General features: G+C 68.3%; 10 protein-coding genes. 2 read left to right on the top strand and 8 right to left on the bottom strand.

The features are described from left to right. Nucleotides 1–488 precede the first annotated feature (488 nt). The gene (locus tag OG219_RS03075) at nucleotides 489–2,213 is read left to right on the top strand and encodes a coagulation factor 5/8 type domain-containing protein (protein WP_266822577.1); all 1,725 of its coding nucleotides are present in this window, start codon (nucleotides 489–491) and stop codon (nucleotides 2,211–2,213) included. A 26-nt stretch (nucleotides 2,214–2,239) separates the two neighbouring features. Here OG219_RS03075 and OG219_RS03080 read toward each other — a convergent pair whose 3' ends face one another. From OG219_RS03080 to OG219_RS03110, 7 genes are all read right to left on the bottom strand, one after another. After that, nucleotides 2,240–3,496, bottom strand: coding sequence for an SGNH/GDSL hydrolase family protein (locus tag OG219_RS03080; RefSeq protein WP_266822579.1), 1,257 nt, complete (start codon nucleotides 3,494–3,496; stop codon nucleotides 2,240–2,242). Continuing rightward, nucleotides 3,493–5,910, bottom strand: a complete 2,418-nt coding sequence (locus OG219_RS03085; RefSeq protein ID WP_266822581.1) for a glycoside hydrolase N-terminal domain-containing protein — start codon at nucleotides 5,908–5,910, stop codon at nucleotides 3,493–3,495. Before OG219_RS03085 ends, OG219_RS03080 begins: the two co-directional genes overlap by 4 nt. Nucleotides 5,911–6,106: 196 nt before the next feature. Beyond that, a complete protein-coding gene (locus OG219_RS03090) occupies nucleotides 6,107–7,945 on the bottom strand; it encodes a carbohydrate-binding protein (RefSeq protein ID WP_266822583.1) in 1,839 nt (612 codons plus the stop codon). A gap of 78 nt (nucleotides 7,946–8,023) precedes the next feature. Continuing rightward, nucleotides 8,024–8,938, bottom strand: a complete 915-nt coding sequence (locus tag OG219_RS03095) for a carbohydrate ABC transporter permease (RefSeq protein ID WP_266835980.1) — start codon at nucleotides 8,936–8,938, stop codon at nucleotides 8,024–8,026. Nucleotides 8,939–8,946: 8 nt separating this feature from the next. Further along, complete coding sequence (locus OG219_RS03100) at nucleotides 8,947–9,879, bottom strand: carbohydrate ABC transporter permease (protein WP_266822585.1); 933 nt, start codon at nucleotides 9,877–9,879, stop codon at nucleotides 8,947–8,949. Nucleotides 9,880–9,905: 26 nt separating this feature from the next. After that, on the bottom strand, nucleotides 9,906–11,219 hold the full coding sequence (locus tag OG219_RS03105) for an ABC transporter substrate-binding protein (RefSeq protein ID WP_266822587.1): 1,314 nt from the start codon (nucleotides 11,217–11,219) through the stop codon (nucleotides 9,906–9,908). Between the two features lie 66 nt (nucleotides 11,220–11,285). Next, the gene (locus OG219_RS03110) at nucleotides 11,286–12,464 is read right to left on the bottom strand and encodes an ROK family transcriptional regulator (protein WP_266822589.1); all 1,179 of its coding nucleotides are present in this window, start codon (nucleotides 12,462–12,464) and stop codon (nucleotides 11,286–11,288) included. Between the two features lie 177 nt (nucleotides 12,465–12,641). Here OG219_RS03110 and OG219_RS03115 point away from each other — a divergent pair, with 177 nt between their 5' ends. Then, complete coding sequence (locus OG219_RS03115; RefSeq protein WP_266835981.1) at nucleotides 12,642–14,756, top strand: alpha-galactosidase; 2,115 nt, start codon at nucleotides 12,642–12,644, stop codon at nucleotides 14,754–14,756. 6 nt (nucleotides 14,757–14,762) lie between these two features. On the opposite strand, the gene OG219_RS03120 is transcribed toward OG219_RS03115, so the two are convergent. Then, nucleotides 14,763–16,955, bottom strand: a complete 2,193-nt coding sequence (locus OG219_RS03120) for a PI-PLC domain-containing protein (protein WP_266822591.1) — start codon at nucleotides 16,953–16,955, stop codon at nucleotides 14,763–14,765. Nucleotides 16,956–16,977: the final 22 nt, after the last annotated feature.

Below are 16,977 nucleotides of genomic sequence, written 5' to 3' on the forward strand. Positions count from 1 at the left end.
TCCTGCCGGTCTCGCTGTGGCCGTCGGCCTGAGTGACATCCTCCAGCGTGGGAGCCTGTCCGCTCATCCCCGCACCCTAACGGCGCGGCGTTCCGACGCCGTAGAGCGCTCTCGGGACAGGGCGTGCGGAGCGCCGTGACGCGAGCGCGCGAGAGGGCCGCGGAGCGGACAGCGCTTACCCATCGCGCACCTCTTGAACGCGGTGGCCGCACGGCAAGAGGCATCGATAGACCCCATACATGAATGAACTACCGCACAACGTTGCCCAGTTGACTGTCCAGTCCGCAACAACATCCGGGATCCCGGTCACAACTCTTGACGCCTGGTTCACGCGGATGAAGCATGCATCGGCAAGAGAGCGCTCCCCGCACCTTCCATCGTTCACTTCCTGAACCAGGAGAGTTGCCCCCATGCCCTCTGCCTTCACAGACACAGATTCCTCCGACTCCGGCCAGCCCCCGCCGGCTCGCCGGTCCGTTCTCGGAGCGATGGCCGCCGTGGCTGCCGCTCCCGCTCTGCTCGGCCTGTCCACGCCGGCATCCGCAGCCCCCGTCAAGCCGCTCGCCCTGCCCGGCGGCGGTGACCTCGGCCCGAACGTCATCGTCTTCGACCCCTCGACCCCCGGCATCCAGGCCAGACTGGACCAGGTGTTCGCGCAGCAGGAGTCGGCGCAGTTCGGCACGGGCCGCTACCAGTTCCTCTTCAAGCCGGGCACGTACAACGGGCTCAACGCCCAACTCGGCTTCTACACCTCGATCTCGGGCCTCGGCCTGTCCCCGGACGACACGTCGATCAACGGCGACATCACCGTCGACGCGGGCTGGTTCGGCGGCAACGCCACACAGAACTTCTGGCGTTCGGCGGAGAACCTCGCGATCACTCCCGTCAACGGCACGAACCGGTGGGCCGTCGCACAGGCCGCCCCCTTCCGGCGCATGCACGTCCGAGGCGGCCTCAACCTCTCCCCCAACGGCTACGGCTGGGCCAGCGGCGGCTACATCGCCGACAGCCGCGTCGACGGCACGGTCGGCCCGTACTCGCAGCAGCAGTGGTACACCCGCGACAGCTTTGTGGGCGGCTGGCTCAACGCCGTCTGGAACATGGTGTTCTCGGGCGTCGAGGGCGCCCCCGCGCAGACCTTCCCGAACCCGCCGTACACCACGCTCACCACCACGCCGATCTCCCGCGAGAAGCCGTTCCTCTACCTCAACGGCACGGAGTACCGCGTCTTCCTGCCGGAGAAGCGGGTCAACTCGCGCGGCACCACCTGGGGAGCCGGTACACCTCGCGGCACGTCACTGGCGCTGACGCAGTTCTACGTGGCCAAGCCCGGTGTCACCGCCGCCACCCTCAACGAGGCACTCACGCAAGGCCTCCACCTGCTGCTGACACCGGGGATCTACCACCTCGACCAGCCGATCCAGGTCAACCGCGCCAACACCGTGGTGCTCGGCCTCGGTTACGCCACCCTGATCCCGGACAACGGCGTCACCGCGCTCAAGGTGGCCGACGTCGACGGCGTCCGGCTCGCGGGGTTCCTCATCGACGCCGGTCCCGTCAACTCCGCCACCCTGCTGGAGGTCGGGCCCACCGGGGCTTCGGCGAACCACTCCGTCAACCCGACCACCGTGCAGGACGTCTTCATCCGCATCGGCGGCGCGGGCGCCGGCAAGGCCACCACCAGCATGGTGGTCAACAGCCGCAACACGATCATCGACCACACCTGGGTCTGGCGCGCCGACCATGGCGCGGGAGTCGGCTGGGAGACCAACCGGGCCGACTACGGCGTCCGCGTCAACGGCAACGACGTACTGGCGACGGGGTTGTTCGTCGAGCACTTCAACAAGTACGACGTCCAGTGGTACGGCCAGGGCGGCCGCACGATCTTCTTCCAGAACGAGAAGGCGTACGACGCTCCGAACCAGGCCGCCATCCAGAACGGCACGATCAAGGGGTACGCGGCCTACAAGGTCGCCGACACCGTGACCACGCACGAGGCATGGGGCATGGGCAGTTACTGCTACTACAACGTCAATCCGGCGATCCTCCAACACCACGGATTCGCGACGCCGGTCAATCCGAACGTGAAGTTCCACAACATCATGGTCATCTCACTGGGCGGTCAGGGTCAGTACGAGCGCGTCATCAACGACACGGGTTCGCCGACCTCGGGTACCACCACCGTTCCGTCGGTGGTGGTCAACTTCCCCTGACCGCACCACTTCTCGGGAGCCCGGCCTCAGCAGGAGGCCAGGCTCCCGATGTCGACCGCGTCGGCCATCGCCCCCATCCCCACGTCATTGGGGTGCAGGTGATCGCCGTTGTCGAAGAACGGAGAGATCCTTTCGTGGTCGTAGGGGCTGCGCAGGATCTGGTCGAAGTCGGTGACCGCGTCCAACTCCCCGCTGTTCCGGACGAATTCGTTGATCTCCAGGCGTACGGACTCCGCCGCCGCGTCCCACTCGTACCAGCCCTTGAAGGGGGCGATGGTGGAGCCGACGACGCACTTGCCCGCCGCGTGGGCCTGATCGATGATCTTCTGATAGCCGTCGATCATGTCCTGAGCCGTGACTCCCGAGTGCGCCTTGATGTCGTTGACGCCCTCGAAGAGGAAGACCGTGCGCACGCCGGGGTGGGAGAGCACATCGCGTTGCAGACGGTTCAGCGCACTCTGTCCAGCTCCGTCCGCGAGCACCTTGTTCCCGGAGATCCCTTCGTTGGCGACACCCTTGACGGGGGTGTCCGCCGCCTGGAGCCGACGGGAGAGGTAGTCGGGCCAGCGCCGGTTCAGGTCCGTGCTGGACTGCCAGCCGTCGGTGATGGAGTCGCCTAGGGCCACCAGCGAGCCGATGGACGTGGAGGTCTCCACATTGACGGCGTCCAGCCAGTACCAGGACCCCATCGGATCGGTCCAGCTGGTCGCCCCCTCCTCGGCGGCGTGGTTGCCCGCGGTCGCGTAGCTGGTCTGCATCGCCATGCCGTGACCGGTCGTCGGTCCCTGGGCGCCCGTCACGTACAGGCTGATGACCAGATTGCTCTGGGCGGCCACCTTCCCGGGCAGCGGATCGCTGAGCACGGTCTCACCTGCCGGGACGGTGACGGACGCGGCCCCGCCGAAGGACAGCGGCCGGTTGGAGCCTCGGACCAGCTCCGCACCCTGCTTCTGCAGCCCCGCGTACGCGCTCGCGAAGGTCACCGGGTTCTCGCCGAAGGCGTTGGACAGCCGGATCCGCATGTTCGTGCCGCCGACGCTGGTGCGCACGATCAACCGGTAACTCCGGTCGGCGGGCCCGGCGCTCTGCCGGTCGGCGCTGGCGCCCCAGGTGACCACGGAGTGCTTGCCCTGCGCGGCGGCCGGGGCCGCCGCGGTGCCCGTCGGGGCCTGCTGCGCAGGCGACTGCTGCACCGCTGACGCGGACGCCAGGGGGACGCAGACCGCCATGATCAGCGCCGAGGCGACGGCCGTCGCCAGGCGCCGGAATGAGGAGGCCCTCATCCCAGGTTCCGCAGCGTGAGCGACTCACCGGGCTTCAGGCTGATCTTCCGCGAGGCGCCGCCCGCGACCAGCGTCGTGGCACGGCCGCCGACACTCTTCAGCTTCAGCTGCGTGACCTTGCCCTTGTTCCAGCTGAGGTCGGCCACGAAACCGCCGCGGACACCCACACCGGACACCGAGCCCGATGCCGCCCAGGCGGCGGGCAGCGCGGGCAGCAGCTCGATGTGTCCCGGGCGGGAGTAGAGCAGCATCTCGACGACCGCCGCGGCGGTTCCGAAGTTGGCCTCGATCTGGAAGATGCCGCGACCCTGCTCGACCTCGTAGATGTCGAAGAGGTTCATCGAGCTGCCGTTGCTGCCGTTGACCGACGGCTTCAGGTTGTTGACGACGAGCCGGTACGCCTTGTCCGCATCCTTCAACCTCGCCCAGCACAGGGCGCGCCAGGCCTGGGCCCAGCCGAAGCTGACCATACCGCGCGCGGTGAGGAGCGCCGTCGCGCCGTCCAGGATGTCCTTCGGCGTCGATTCGTCCGGACGGATCCGGTCGCCCGGGAACAGGTTGATGAGCGGGGACAGGTGCCGGTGCGTGGTCTCGCCGAGGTTGTCGGGCGACATCCACTCCTCCAGCCAGCCGCTCGTGGGGCTGACCACGGGCAGGTAGAGGCGCTCGCGCAGACCGTCGATGGTCTTCCGGTAGGAGGCGTCCTTGCCGAGCAGCTCGGAAGCGGTGTGAAAGTTCCCGAAGAGGCCCCACACCAGTTCCTGGGCATAGGTGAGGCCCTTGGCGTCCTGCGGGCCGTGCTCGGGCGACCAGTCGTTGTCGTCGATCAGGACCTCGCGCTTGACCCCGGACGCGTCGGTGACGGTCGTGGTGATGAGGCGGGCCTCCCAGAACTCCACGGCTCCCTTGAGCAGGGGGTAGATCTTCTTGAGGTAGGCGCGGTCCTGGGTGTACTCGTAGTGCTCGAACAGGCTCTGGACGAGCCAGGCGTTGCCGGCCGGGTGCCACCACCAGCCGCTTCCGCCATAGGGGTTGGTGGAGAAGGCCACGGCCCAGCCGGCGACCTTGCCGCTGGTGTTGCGGAACCTGTTGGTCGAGTCGTTGAACAGCCGCTGCGTGACCTCGGTCCAGTCGGGCAACTGCGCTATGCAGTAGTCCGTGTAGGCGTCGAAACAGTCGGAGAGGCCCGCCCGGTCCGCCATCCAGTAGTTCATCTGGATGTTGATGTCGGTGTGGTAGTCGCCCATCCAGTCCGGGTCGTTGCCGTCCAGCCACGGGCCCTGGAGGCCCATCGGCAGGCTGCCCCGTGATCCGGAGATCATCAGATAGCGGCTGAACTGCAGGTAGGCCGCCTCGAGTTCCGGGTCGGGAACGTCGTCCCGGTAGCGCGCCTGCAGCCGCTCCCAGGTGTCGAGCTCGCGCTGCGCGGCGGACGAGGTGCCGAGGTTGATGTCCAGCTGCCCGTACAGGGGGCGGAAGTCGGCGACATGGGTGTGGAGCAGAGTGCTCGCGGAGTGGCCGGCCGCGTCCAGGACCTTGGTCCTGGCCAGACGCTGAGGATCCACGGACGGGTCGCGGTACTTCGCCGCGGCGTCGGGCGCGTAGTTGGTGCCGCCGCTGAACACGACGGTGAGGTCCTTGCAGCCGCTGAAGGAGATCGACGTACCGTCCACGCGGACCCGGCCGCTGCCGCTGTAGGCGGTGACGGCGGCGCCGTACTTCAGGCCGTTGGCGAAGGAGGCGCCGAACGAGGCGTACCGTCCCGCGCTGTTGGCGGTGGTGGACTCACCGTGGGTACCGGCGAGGGAGACGCTGCCGGTGTAGGAGCCGCCGCCCTGCTGGGAGAAGTACAGGACGATGGCGTCGTCCGGGCGGCTGGCGAAGACCTGTCGCCGGTAGGTCACGCCGGAGATCTCGTACGAGGTGCTGATCAGGCCCTGGGCCATGTCGAGGGAGCGGCGGTAGTTGTTGACGTTGCCCAGGTCGTGGTCGGGGATGGCCACGGTGAGCTTGGCGAGCAGCGTCAGGGAGCCGAAGTCGGCGCGGCCGTAGGGGAACTGGCCGTCGCTCTCCAGCTTGTCGTTGAGACCGCCGGTCCACAGGGTGGCGTCGCTGATCACCAGATGTTCGCTGGAGGGGTCGTTGCTCGCGAGCGCCCCCAGGCGCCCGTTTCCGACCGGCAGCCCCTGCTCGATCATCGAGTTGGGTGAACCGGGAGCCTGCCACCACAGCTCGTTCTTGGCGGCGGCGGCCGCGGAGAGCATGGGCGACTCGGTGGGGCGGAGGGGGGCCGCCGAAGCGGTGAAGGTGGGCAGAATGCCGAGCGCGGTGCCCGCGCCGGCAGCGGCGGCGAGGGTGAGGAAGCCTCGGCGGCTGGGCGCGTTGTCGCTGGGTTCGGTGTGCTGGATGTCCACGGTTGTGCACTCCATATCCGGGGGAACGGCTCATGCGGGAACGGCTCATGCGGGAACAGCCGGTGGGAGGACGACCGCTGCGGAAACGGCTGAGGGGGGAATCACCGCAGGAGACGTCGGCGTTGGGACGGTTCCCCGCGGGGCCCGGGTTCAGGTCACCGGGCCCCGCGGGAAGCGGGTCGACAGACTGCTGAACTCAGACGGACTGCGGGACGACGATCTTGTCGATGTCCGGTGCGTATCCGCTGCCGCTGTCGAAGGTGATGGTGTTGGTGCCCGCCTTCAGTGCCAGCTGGACACTGACGGTCTCGGCCGTGCTCCAGTCACCCGTGGAGGGGAACTTCTGGCTGGTGCCGTTACCGCTGTTGGAGAAGACGTTCACCGAGCGGGCGTCGCCGCTGACGTACGCGACCTTGACGGTGTAGATCCCGTCCTTCTTCACCGTGACGTTGTTGATCTGCAGCTTGCCGCCGGTGTAGAGGTTGCCGACCTTCTTGCCGCCGGAGCAGGCGTCGCAGCCGGCCACGGAGGCGTTGCCCGAGAGGGTGTTGGCCGCGTCCTCGGCCTCGTAGCTCGTGGTCGCCAGAGTGGTGCCGGCGGGCTTGACGGTGAACAGCCGCGAGCCGTGGGCGGGCAGCGTCGCGGTGATCTTGTTCTTGTAGGTGCCGAGGTTCGACTTGTTCCACAGGTCGCGCACGGAGGCGTTGCCGGTGAATCCGAAGGAAGCCCAGTTGGCGGTGACGGAGGCAGGCGAGTCACCGAGGTTGAACAGGGCGACGGTGTAACTGCCGTCGGCGTTCTTGGTGCCCCAGACCTGCTGGTCGTTGACCGTGGTGACCGGACGCGCGATGGGCGAGGCGCTCTGGTCGACGGCGATGACTTCCTTGTTGGTGAGCAGGGAGACGCCGTAGCTGTCCAGCTTGGTGAGGTCGTCACCGGTGTAGAGGGGCGACTTGCTGATGGCCCACAGGGTCATGTAGCTCTGCCGCTCGGCCTTGGTGAGGCCGTCCATCTCACCGTTGCCGACGTCGAGGGCGTCGAGGTCGTTCCAGCCGCCCGGGCCCCCCTTGTTGCTCCACGCGGGGGCGTCGTCCCACCGGTTGTCGACCGAGTTCTCCCAGGTGACAAGGGTGTTGCAGTAGCACTCGATGTCGGTGTCGATCCGCCAGCCGTTGGAGTACTTCTTCCAGTCCGCGGCGTAGTTGATGTCGAGCGACCAGGAGAGCTCGAGGTGGATCGGGCGACCGGCGGTGGCGATGGCCTTCTGCCAGGCGGCGACGTCGGCGACGTTGTTGTAGTTGTCACCGGACTTGAACGAGCCCGGGCCCACGCCGTCGATCTTCAGGAAGTCGTAGCCCCAGTCGGCGAACAGCTGCGCCTGGGAGTCGATGTACTTCTGCGCGCACGGCTTCGAGAAGTCGATCTTGTACGCGCTGTCCCAGCCGTTGGTGGTGCGCAGATCGCCGTAGACGATGTCGGCCGTGGTGCAGCTCTCGGCGTTCCAGATCGGCGTCTTGCCGTCGTTGTAGGCGCCCTTCTCCAGACCGACGGGCAGGTAGATGCCGGCCTTGAGGCCCAGGGAGTGGATGTGGTCGGCGACCGACTTCATGCCGCTGGGGAACCGGACCGGGTCGGGCGTCTGCCGGCCGTACTGGTCGAACCCGGACTTCCAGTTCTTGTCCATCCACCAGCCGGCGTCGATGTTGACGTACTCGTAGCCGTAGTTCTTCAGCTTGGAGGCGAGGGCGTCCGCCTGCTTCAGGACGTTCGCCTCGGTGAGGTAGCTGTAGTCGCCGTCCGGATTGAGTCCCGGGTACTTCGAGGACTGCATGCTCCAACTCGACCAGCCCATGTAGGGCTTGGCGGCCAGCTCGGTGGCGGTGGCGGCGGGAGTCGCGGTGGGCGTGTCCGCCTGAGCCGCCGGGACGGCTGTGGCGACGCCCGCGGTGAGGGCGATGACGAGCAGGGATCTTATGGCGCGGCGGCCGGAGCGCGAGGTGGCTCCGGGCATGGTGAAGAACGACGATGACCGCATGGGTCCGACCTCCAGGACGACGTTGTCAACGGGACGGTTGGGGGCACGGGGCGGCTCAAGCCCCTGCGTTCCGGCGGCTCAGCCCTTTCCGGAGCCGATGGTGAGTCCGCTGATGAACTGGCGCTGAAGCGCGAAGTACACCAGCAGCGTCGGGATCGCGGTCATCAGCGCACCGGCCGCGATCAGGTTGGGATTGGTGAAGTACGCGCCCTGGAGGTTGGCCAGGGCTGAGGTGATGGGGCGCTTGTCGCCGGTCTCGATGAGGGCCAGCGGCCAGAAGAAGTCGTTGTAGATCCAGATCGATTCGAGTGTCGCGAGGGCCGCGAACGCCGGGCGGCACAGCGGCAGGATGATCTGGAAGAACTGCCGCCAGATGGGGGCGCCGTCCACCAGCGCCGCTTCGGAGATCTCCTTGGGGATCGTCTTCATGTAGTTGCTGAGTACGAAGGTGCAGAACCCGCACTGGTAGGCGATGTGGATGAAGATGATGCCCCAGATCGAGTTGTACAGAAGCAGTGAGTCGGTCATCCAGTAGGGCAGCGGGATGAGCAGGTACATCTTGTACAGCGGGGTGATGAGAACCTGCGCCGGCAGCAGGTTGCCCGCGGTGAACAGCATCAGCAGGACGATGTTCCAGCGGAAGTCGAAGCGGGAGACGAAGAAGGCGACCGCCGCCGAGAACAGCAGGGTGCCCAGGACCGCCGGCACCGTGATGAGGACCGAGTTCCAGAAGAAGTGCGGCATCCCGGACTGCTCCCAGGCGTCCGTGAAGTTGCCGAGGCTCAGGCTGTGCGGCCAGGAGAGATAGCCGTTCTTCGCGGTGTCCGAGTACGGACGCAGCGAGGTGTAGATCGCCCACAGCAGCGGGATGAGCCAGAGCAGGGCGATGCCGCCCAGCATCACGTGGCGGCCGGCCTGGCTGCGGGGCTTCGAGGGGCCGTCCTGGGACTGGGATTCGCGCCGGGCCCTCAGTCGGGAGGCCGGACGCGGCACGGTCGTGGTCACTGGTCCTCCTTGCGGACGGTCTGGACGAGGAAGGTGCCGATGGCGGCAAGGGAGACCAGGAGCAGGATGACCGCGAGGGCGGACCCGTAACCGATGTGGCTGGACTCGCCGATGATGTTGTCGGTGATGAGCAGGGAGAGCAGCTCCATGCCGGGCTTGCTGCCGACGCCGCCACCGAGGACGTACACGATGTCGAAGGCCCGCAGGGACTCCATGACCGTCACGACCAGGATGATGATGTTGACCGGTTTCAGGGCCGGGAAGACCACGCGCAGGAAGGTCTGGCGGCCGTTGGCGCCGTCGAGGGCCGCTGCTTCCTTGAGCGCCGGATCGAAGCCCTTCAGGCCTGCCAAGTAGAGGATCATGATGTAGCCGGTGTGCCGCCAGGCCGAAGCGACTAGCACGGCCCACAGGTTGAGGTCGGGGTTGCCGAGCCAGTCGATGTGGTTGCCGTCTCCGGCGGCGTTCAGGATGCCGTTGAGAAGTCCCGTGTCCGGGTTGTAGATGATCTCCCAGATGAAGCCGACGACGGCCAGCGAGAGCACCATCGGCAGGAAGATCGCGGTCTGGTAGAACTTCGTGAATCGGATCTTCCGGTCCAGCTGGTAGGCGAGGAAGATGCCGAACGGCGTGGGCAGCAGTGCCGTGAACAGCAGCCAGATCACGTTGTGCTGCACCGCGGGCCAGAACGGCGGGTAGTTGGTGAAGATCTCCTTGTAGTTCTCCAGGCCGATCCAGTGGATGTCGGCCAGTTCGATGCCGTCCCAGGTGGTGAAGGACAGCGCGAGCGAGGCCAGTGCGGGCAGCCAGACGAAGAAGAGCAGCGCGGCAAGGGGGATGCCGATGATGACGGTGAGGAAGATCCGGTCACCGCGGCCGAGGCTGCGGGCGCGTTTGCGGACTGTACGGGGTGAGGGGAGGGAGGACACGGTGCGTGAGACCTTTCCGGTCCTGGTCAGGCCGTGAAGTAGCGCGAGCGCTGGGACTCGATCTTCTTCAGCGTCTCGGTGCCGTCGTCGGGGTGGCTGAGCCACTCGGTCAGGCCGGGGAGTACGACGGTGGAGATGAAGCCCGGGTCGCTGTCGCGGTCCGCGAACTGGCTGATGTTCTTGGCGGAGCCGATGAGATCGGCCGACTTCTTCTGCAGGGCGTTGTACGCGGTGGTGGAGGTCTCGTCGTTGACGCCGAGGTTGCTCGGGTCGACGCCCGCGTACAGCTCTTCGGCCTGCGCGCCGCCGAGGTACTCCAGGAACTTCTTGGCGCCGTCCTCGTTCTTGGGGCTCTTGCTGAGCATGAACCCGTCGGTGGGCGCCTCGACTGCGTCCTGCCCGTACGCGGAGTCGATCTCGGGGAAGGGGAAGAAGTCGAGGTCGCTGCGGACCGCCTCGTCGGTGATCTGCTGGCCGATGAAGAGGCCGGTGACCGACATGCCGGACTTCTTGTCGATCAGGGACTGCGCGGCGTCCTGCCAGGAGCGGCCGCCGCCGCTCGCCTGGTAGTAGGGGGTCAGTTCACGCCAGGTGTCGAGGATGGCGACGGCGCGCTTGTCGGTCCAGGAGGTCTCGCCGCGCAGCAGGGACATGTGGAAGTCGTAGCCGTTGGCCCGCAGGTCGATGTAGTCGAAGGCGCCGAGGATGCTCCAGGTGTCGCCGCCGCCGTATCCGGAGGTGATCGGGGAGAGGCCGTCCGCCTTCATCTTCTTGGCGAGCGCGACGAAATCGCTCCACTTCTGCGGGACTTCGTAGCCGCGCTCCTCGAACACGCTCTTGAGGTAGAAGACGCCCCACGGGTAGTTGTACAGCGGCACGAAGTAGTACTTGCCGTCCTCGCCCTTGGAGAGCTGCTTGGCGGCGTCGCTGAAGCCGCCGCCTATCTTGTCCCACACGTCGTCGATCGGGGTGGCGAGGTTCTTCTTGGCGAAGTACTGCATGCGGTAGCCGGCGAACCAGGTGAAGACGTCGTCCGGGGTGCCCTGCAGATAGGTGGTGATGCTCTTCTGGAAGGTGTCGTGGTCGACGGTGTTCGTCTTGACCGTCAGCCCGCTGTCCTTGGTGAAAGCGTCGGTGACGGTCTTGTAGGCCTTCTTCGGGGTGGCGTCGGCGCCGTTGGATCCGAAGGTGACCGTCTTCGGGTCGGCTGCCGGTCCCCCGCCGCACGCGGTCAGAACGGGCGCGGCCAGCGCGGCGGCCCCAAGTCCGAACAGCCCGCCGGTCACTCTGCGGCGGCTTGGCCCACGCGCAGCCAAGGGGTTGCGGCTCTGCTGCGTCATAGCTACTCCTCGTGCGTTTCAGTGCGTATCAGTGCATTTGGGAACGGGTCTGGACGCGTCCGACGGTCAGTTCGTGTCGGCTCGGATGAAGGACTGGATCGCGGTGGCCGCGGCCCCGCGCGCCCACTCCTCGAAGGGCAGCGGGCGGGTCTGTACGTCGCACCGCGCGGCCGATCCGAACGCGGCCGCGGCGAAGGCGTCACGGATCTGCTCGGCGAACAGGTCGTACGCCGCAAGGCCTTCACCGGAGATGATCACCCGCTCGGGACCGAGCAGATTGGCCACGGTCGCGATGCCGCGGCCGATCGCCTCGCCCGCCCGCGCGTACACCTCCCGCGCACCGGGGTCACCGTCATGGGCGAGGTCCAGGGCCTCGGCGGCATCGGCGACCTGGACGCCGGTCACCTCCCGGACCCTGCTGACGATCGCCGAGTCCGCCGCGATCGCCTCCACACAGCCCCGGTTGCCGCAGTGGCAGAGGGGGCCGGCCGGATCGATGGCGACGTGCCCGATCTCCCCGGCCACGCCGTACGCCCCGGACACCACCTGCCCGTGCACCACGAGGCCGCAGCCGATACCGGCGCCGACGGTCACCACGGCGAAGTCGGAGAGGCCCACTCCGGCGCCGAACCACTGCTCGGCGACGGTCAGCGCCCGGACGTCGTTGTCGACGGTGACCGGCAGCCCCGTCGTCATCCCCGCCAGTTCGGCGAGCGGCACGTCGCGCCACTCCAGGAAGGGTGAGTACCGCACCACGCCGGCGGCACGGTCCACATCGCCCGAGACCGCGATGCCCAGGCCCTGTACCTGGACCCCGAAGCCGTCGGCCTCCGTCAGCAACTCCTGCACCAGCCCGGCGATCGAGGCCAGCACCGCCTTGGGGTCACGCGTGGTGAGCGGCACATGCCGGGCGACCCTGATGCGACAGCACAGGTCCGTGAGTACCGCGATGAGCTCGTCGCCCGTCACCTTGACCCCGATGAACAGCGCCCTGCCTCCGTCGACCAGCACCGGGTTGGCCGGCCTGCCGAGGGACGACTGCCGCGCCTCCTCGTCGACGTCCTCCTGGAGGTAACCGGCCTCGATCAGAGGCCGGACCGCCTTGGTGACCGCCGCCGCGGACAGCTGGGTTCGCCCCGCTATCTCCGACCGCGTGAGCGGGCCGTGGGACAGCACGGTGGTGAAGATCTGGGAGACGGCCGGCGTGTGGGCCGGGAACGCCTCTGTTCGACTGGTCGAGCGCATGGCCGGAACCTAAGTCCCTTATTTTCTGCTGTCAATAAAATAAGCAGGATTAACTTGGGCACCTTCCCTGAAGGGCATGCCGCCTGCAAAAGACAGATATGGGCGAGGTGTTGACACATGATCGAAGGTCGGGGTTGGCTTTCGACCATCTCGTGCACAACTGGAACGTGAGGACCCCTGTCGATGATCTCCTTCGCCCCGGACTCCGGGGTCTATCTGCTGGCCACACCGAACACGTCGTACGCGCTGAGAGTCGACGAGACCGGGACGCCCTGCCACCTCGCATGGGGCCCACGGCTTACGCTCGCGGAGGCAGAGGCGCTCGTCGTACCCGAGGCTCCCGCGGCCAGCAGCTTCGAGGGCATTTCCCCTGTCAGGGAGGAGCTTCCCGTCGACGGCGGGACGCGCTACGGGCCGCCGTCGCTCCAGGTCCGGTTCACGGATGGGTCACGCGCCTTCGAGTGGCAGCCCACCGGCCGGCGCGTCAGTGACGACAAGCTGGAACTGGGCTTCCGCGACCGCAACTACCCCCTGGATGTCACACTCCACTACCGAGTGCACGGCGACTCGGACGTCATCGAGCGCTGGACCGTGGTCCGCAACGCCGGTGACGAGCCCGTCACCCTGCTGCGCACCGACTCCGCCGCGTGGGCGCTGCCACCCCTGCGGGACTACCGCCTCAGCCACGTCACCGGCCAGTGGTGCGCCGAGAGCCAGCTGCGCCGGGAACAACTGCCGTACGGCGAGACCGTGTTGACGAGTCGTCGCGGGATCACCAGCCACCACGCCAACCCGTGGGTGATGCTCGACGCGGGCGAGGCCACGGAGGAGCACGGCCGGGTGTGGAGCGCCACCCTTGCCTGGAGCGGGAGTTGGCGGATCACCGCGCAGCGCACCCCCGACGGCCGGGCCGGATTCACCGGCGGCGTCGGCCACGACGGTACGAATGTGCCGCTCGCGCCGGGCGAGGAGTTCGCCACTCCCCCGTTCGCGGGTCTGTGCACCGACGGCGGCTTCGGCGCGGCCAGCCGAGCCTGGCACGCGTACACCATCGCGCATGTCCTGCCGCATCCGGACGAGGTCGCTCCGGTGCTGTACAACTCCTGGGAGGCGACGGGCTTCGACGTCGACGAGGTCAGCCAGAAGGCGCTCGCCGAACGGGCCGCGGAGCTCGGGGTCGAGCTGTACGTCGTCGACGACGGCTGGTTCGGGGCGCGCCGCAGCGACCGGGCGGGACTCGGTGACTGGACGCCTTCACCGGACCGCTTCCCCAACGGGCTGACGCCGCTGGTCGACTCGGTGCACCGGCTGGGGATGGGATTCGGCCTCTGGGTGGAGCCCGAGATGGTCAATCCGGACAGCGACCTCTACCGCCAACACCCGGACTGGGTACTGCACTTCCCCGACCGCCCCCGCTCCGAACTGCGCAACCAGCTGGTCCTCAACTTCGCCCGCCGCGATGTCGCGGACTGGGCGTACGACTGGCTGACCCGGCTCGTCGGCGACCACGGCATCGACTTCCTCAAGTGGGACATGAACCGGGCGTTCAGTGAGGCCGGCTGGCCCGGGCAGCAGGACGGCGCCGACCGCCTCGGACCGCAGTACGTACGCAACCTGTACGGCGTCATCGACCGCCTCCGCGCGGACCATCCGGCACTGCGGATCGAGTCGTGCAGCGGCGGCGGCGGCCGGGTCGACCTGGGCATCCTGTCCCGTACGGACCAGGCGTGGGCGTCGGACAACACCGACGCCGCCGACCGGATGGGGATCCAGCACGGTTACGGCCAGGTCTATCCCGCGCGCACGATGGGCTCGTGGGTGACGGACGTGCCGAACCAGCTCACCGGGCGGACGGTTCCGCTGCGCTTCCGTTTCCATGTGGCGATGGCCGGCGCCCTGGGCATCGGGGGCGATCTCACCCACTGGTCCGAGGAGGAACTGCGCGAGGGCGCCGCCCTGGTGGCCGAGTACAAGCAGGTGCGCCACCTCGTGCAGCACGGCAGGCTCGACCGTCTGTCGCCACCGGCCGAGGACGCCGTCTCCGTGGTGCAGTACACCGCCGCCGACGCCTCGGAGACCCTGCTCCTCGCGTACCGGCGCACCTCGCGGCACGGCGCCGCGCAGGTCCCGGTCCGGCTCCGCGGTCTGGCCCCCGGGGCCCGCTACCGCGACGCCCGCACCGGTGCCGTGCACCACGCCTCGGTACTCGGCGAGTACGGGCTGCACGTCGAGCTGCCCCGGGGTGACTGGTCCAGCGCCGCGCTGCACCTGGTGCGGGAGCCGGAGGCGTAAGGCTTCTCAACGGCCCTGGGCGCGCTCGGCGTTGAGCGCGTCCACGGCGCCTTCCGTGTCCCCGATCGTGGTGTAGTCCACGGCGACGAAGTTGACCGGCCGGCCGCGCTGCCGCTCGCAGACGTGGACGCGCTCCAGCACGTCCTCACGCCGGTTGACCTGCCCCGCGTCCAGTCGGCTGCCGCCGTCGATGGTGATGAAGTGGTTGAGGAGGAAGAGCCGTTTGCCGGTGCCTCCCCGGTGCGGTTCGCAGGTCATGTCCTGCGGGGCCCGGAAGGCGAAGGGGGTTTCCATCCCGTACCGGTAGAAGTTCCGGTACCAGGGCGCCGGTCCGTCGGCCCGCTCCGCGAAGACGACGAGGCGGTGGTCGTCTTCGATCATCTCGCCGAGGGTGGGCCAGGGGCGGTTCGGATCCTGGTCCGGGGTGTACAACAGGTCCTTCAAACCGGCCTGTTGTACGGCGTCCGCGGTGTCGGTACCGCTGATGTCGTCCTGCACGATCAGGGTCAGGACCTCGGACGGATGGGCGCGCAGCCAGTCCCCCACCTCCCGCAGCGTGGGCACCAGTTCAAGGGCGCCCGCCCGGCACACCGAGTGACACAGCCACGGCCCCTCGCGGGGCGGGTTGAACCGGTTGACCGCGTCCTCGATCTGCGCGCGCAGCTCGGGCGGGAAGTCGGATTCGGCCAGTCGCCGGGTGATGTCCTCGGGGCGTTCCCAGTGGTAGGTGTCGATCTGCAACGCCCGTACGCCGTCGTTCAGTTGGCCGGAGATGTCGGGGTCCTGGAGCGGGCCGATGAATCGGTCGGCCGTCGTCGACATGGCGTTGTGCGAGGTGACCTGGGCGAGTTCGTCGTAGGGCAGGTCGCACAGCCTGGCGCTGCCCTGGCAGACGCGGGCGCTCTGGCCGGCGAAGGCGAGCGGGACCAGCGCGACGCCTGCAAGGGCGACGGCCGTGACTCCGAGCGCCGGGGCGAGTTGCGCGCGGCGTGTGGCGAACGGTTCCGGGCGCCGCTCGGCCGCCCAGGCGAGGGCGACCAGGAGGGTGCCCGCGGTGATGGGCACCAGGGCTGTCGTCGCGGCCACGGTCAGCAGGCGGTCGAACGCGGCGCTCTGCACGTCGTCGACCAGGCGCGACACCGCTTCGGGCCAGGAGGCGGGGGTGCCCACGACCTGACGGCCGGTCACGAGGCCGAGGATCAGCGCGGCCAGGGCGGCGACCAGGCCACCGGCCGCGAGCGCCCAGCCCAGTTGCCGCAGTCGCCGTGGCACGCTCTTCGGCCCGGTGAACCAGAGCACGGCGAGGGAGGCGGCGGCGAGCAGCAGGGCCAGTGGTTCCACGACGTCCAGGGCGAGTCGGGTCACGGCGCGAACGTGCTGGAGCGTCCCGTCGGTCTCGTCGATGTCGGCGGAGATGTTCCAGGTGTCGCCGTCGGCGACGCCTCGCAGATGGTCCGCGGCTTCGCGGGTCCGGTCGGAGAAGGCCACGGGCCCGACGGCGGCGAGCGCCCCGGCGACGTTCCCGTTCTCCAGCGCCACCTCGATGTCGGGGCGCAGCGCGGAGCGCTCGCCCGGCGGCACGAGCCCCAGGAGTGTCTCGGTGGCGGCAGCCGCCTGCTCCTCGGAGAGGGAGAGCGCGGGCAGCCAGGCAGGTGGCTGCCCCTTGGCCAGCCGGTCCATGGCCTGGCCGAGGTTCGCCCGGAACTGTGCGAAGTCGGCCACCGGCCGCTCCTGGAGCGAGGCGACCAGATCACCGAAGTAGATCTGGGCCACGTCCCCGATGTTGGCGGTCAGAGGTCTCAGGTCGACCGAGAGGCTCAGCGGATTCTCGTCGCCGCGCAGGTAGGAGATGAGGTGCCGGACCTGTGCGTCTACGAGCGCGCGAAGTGTCTCGGGCGGCAGGACCGTCTTCAGGTTGGACGTGACGAGCGCTTCCGGAACGGGCAGCTGCCCGAGCAGGTCGCGGGTGACCGGCGCGACCGCGGGGTCGACGAGCACCTGATCGAACACCCGGTCGTACGCGTGCTGGTCGTCGAGTGCGCTGCGGTAGAAGCCGGCGTTGAGAACGGTGGAGCGGGCGGTCGCCGTCGCCGTCACGATCACGACGCACAGGACGGCCAGCACCCAGGCCACCAGGCGCACCGCGCGCATCCCTCTGCCGGCCCCGCCCACGCTCCGCTGCTCAGGGATTGCGGCCATGCCCATGCCTCAATGCTCCGCC

Origin of the sequence: Streptomyces sp. NBC_00038, assembly GCF_026343635.1 — a bacterium.
GTDB lineage: Bacteria > Actinomycetota > Actinomycetes > Streptomycetales > Streptomycetaceae > Streptomyces.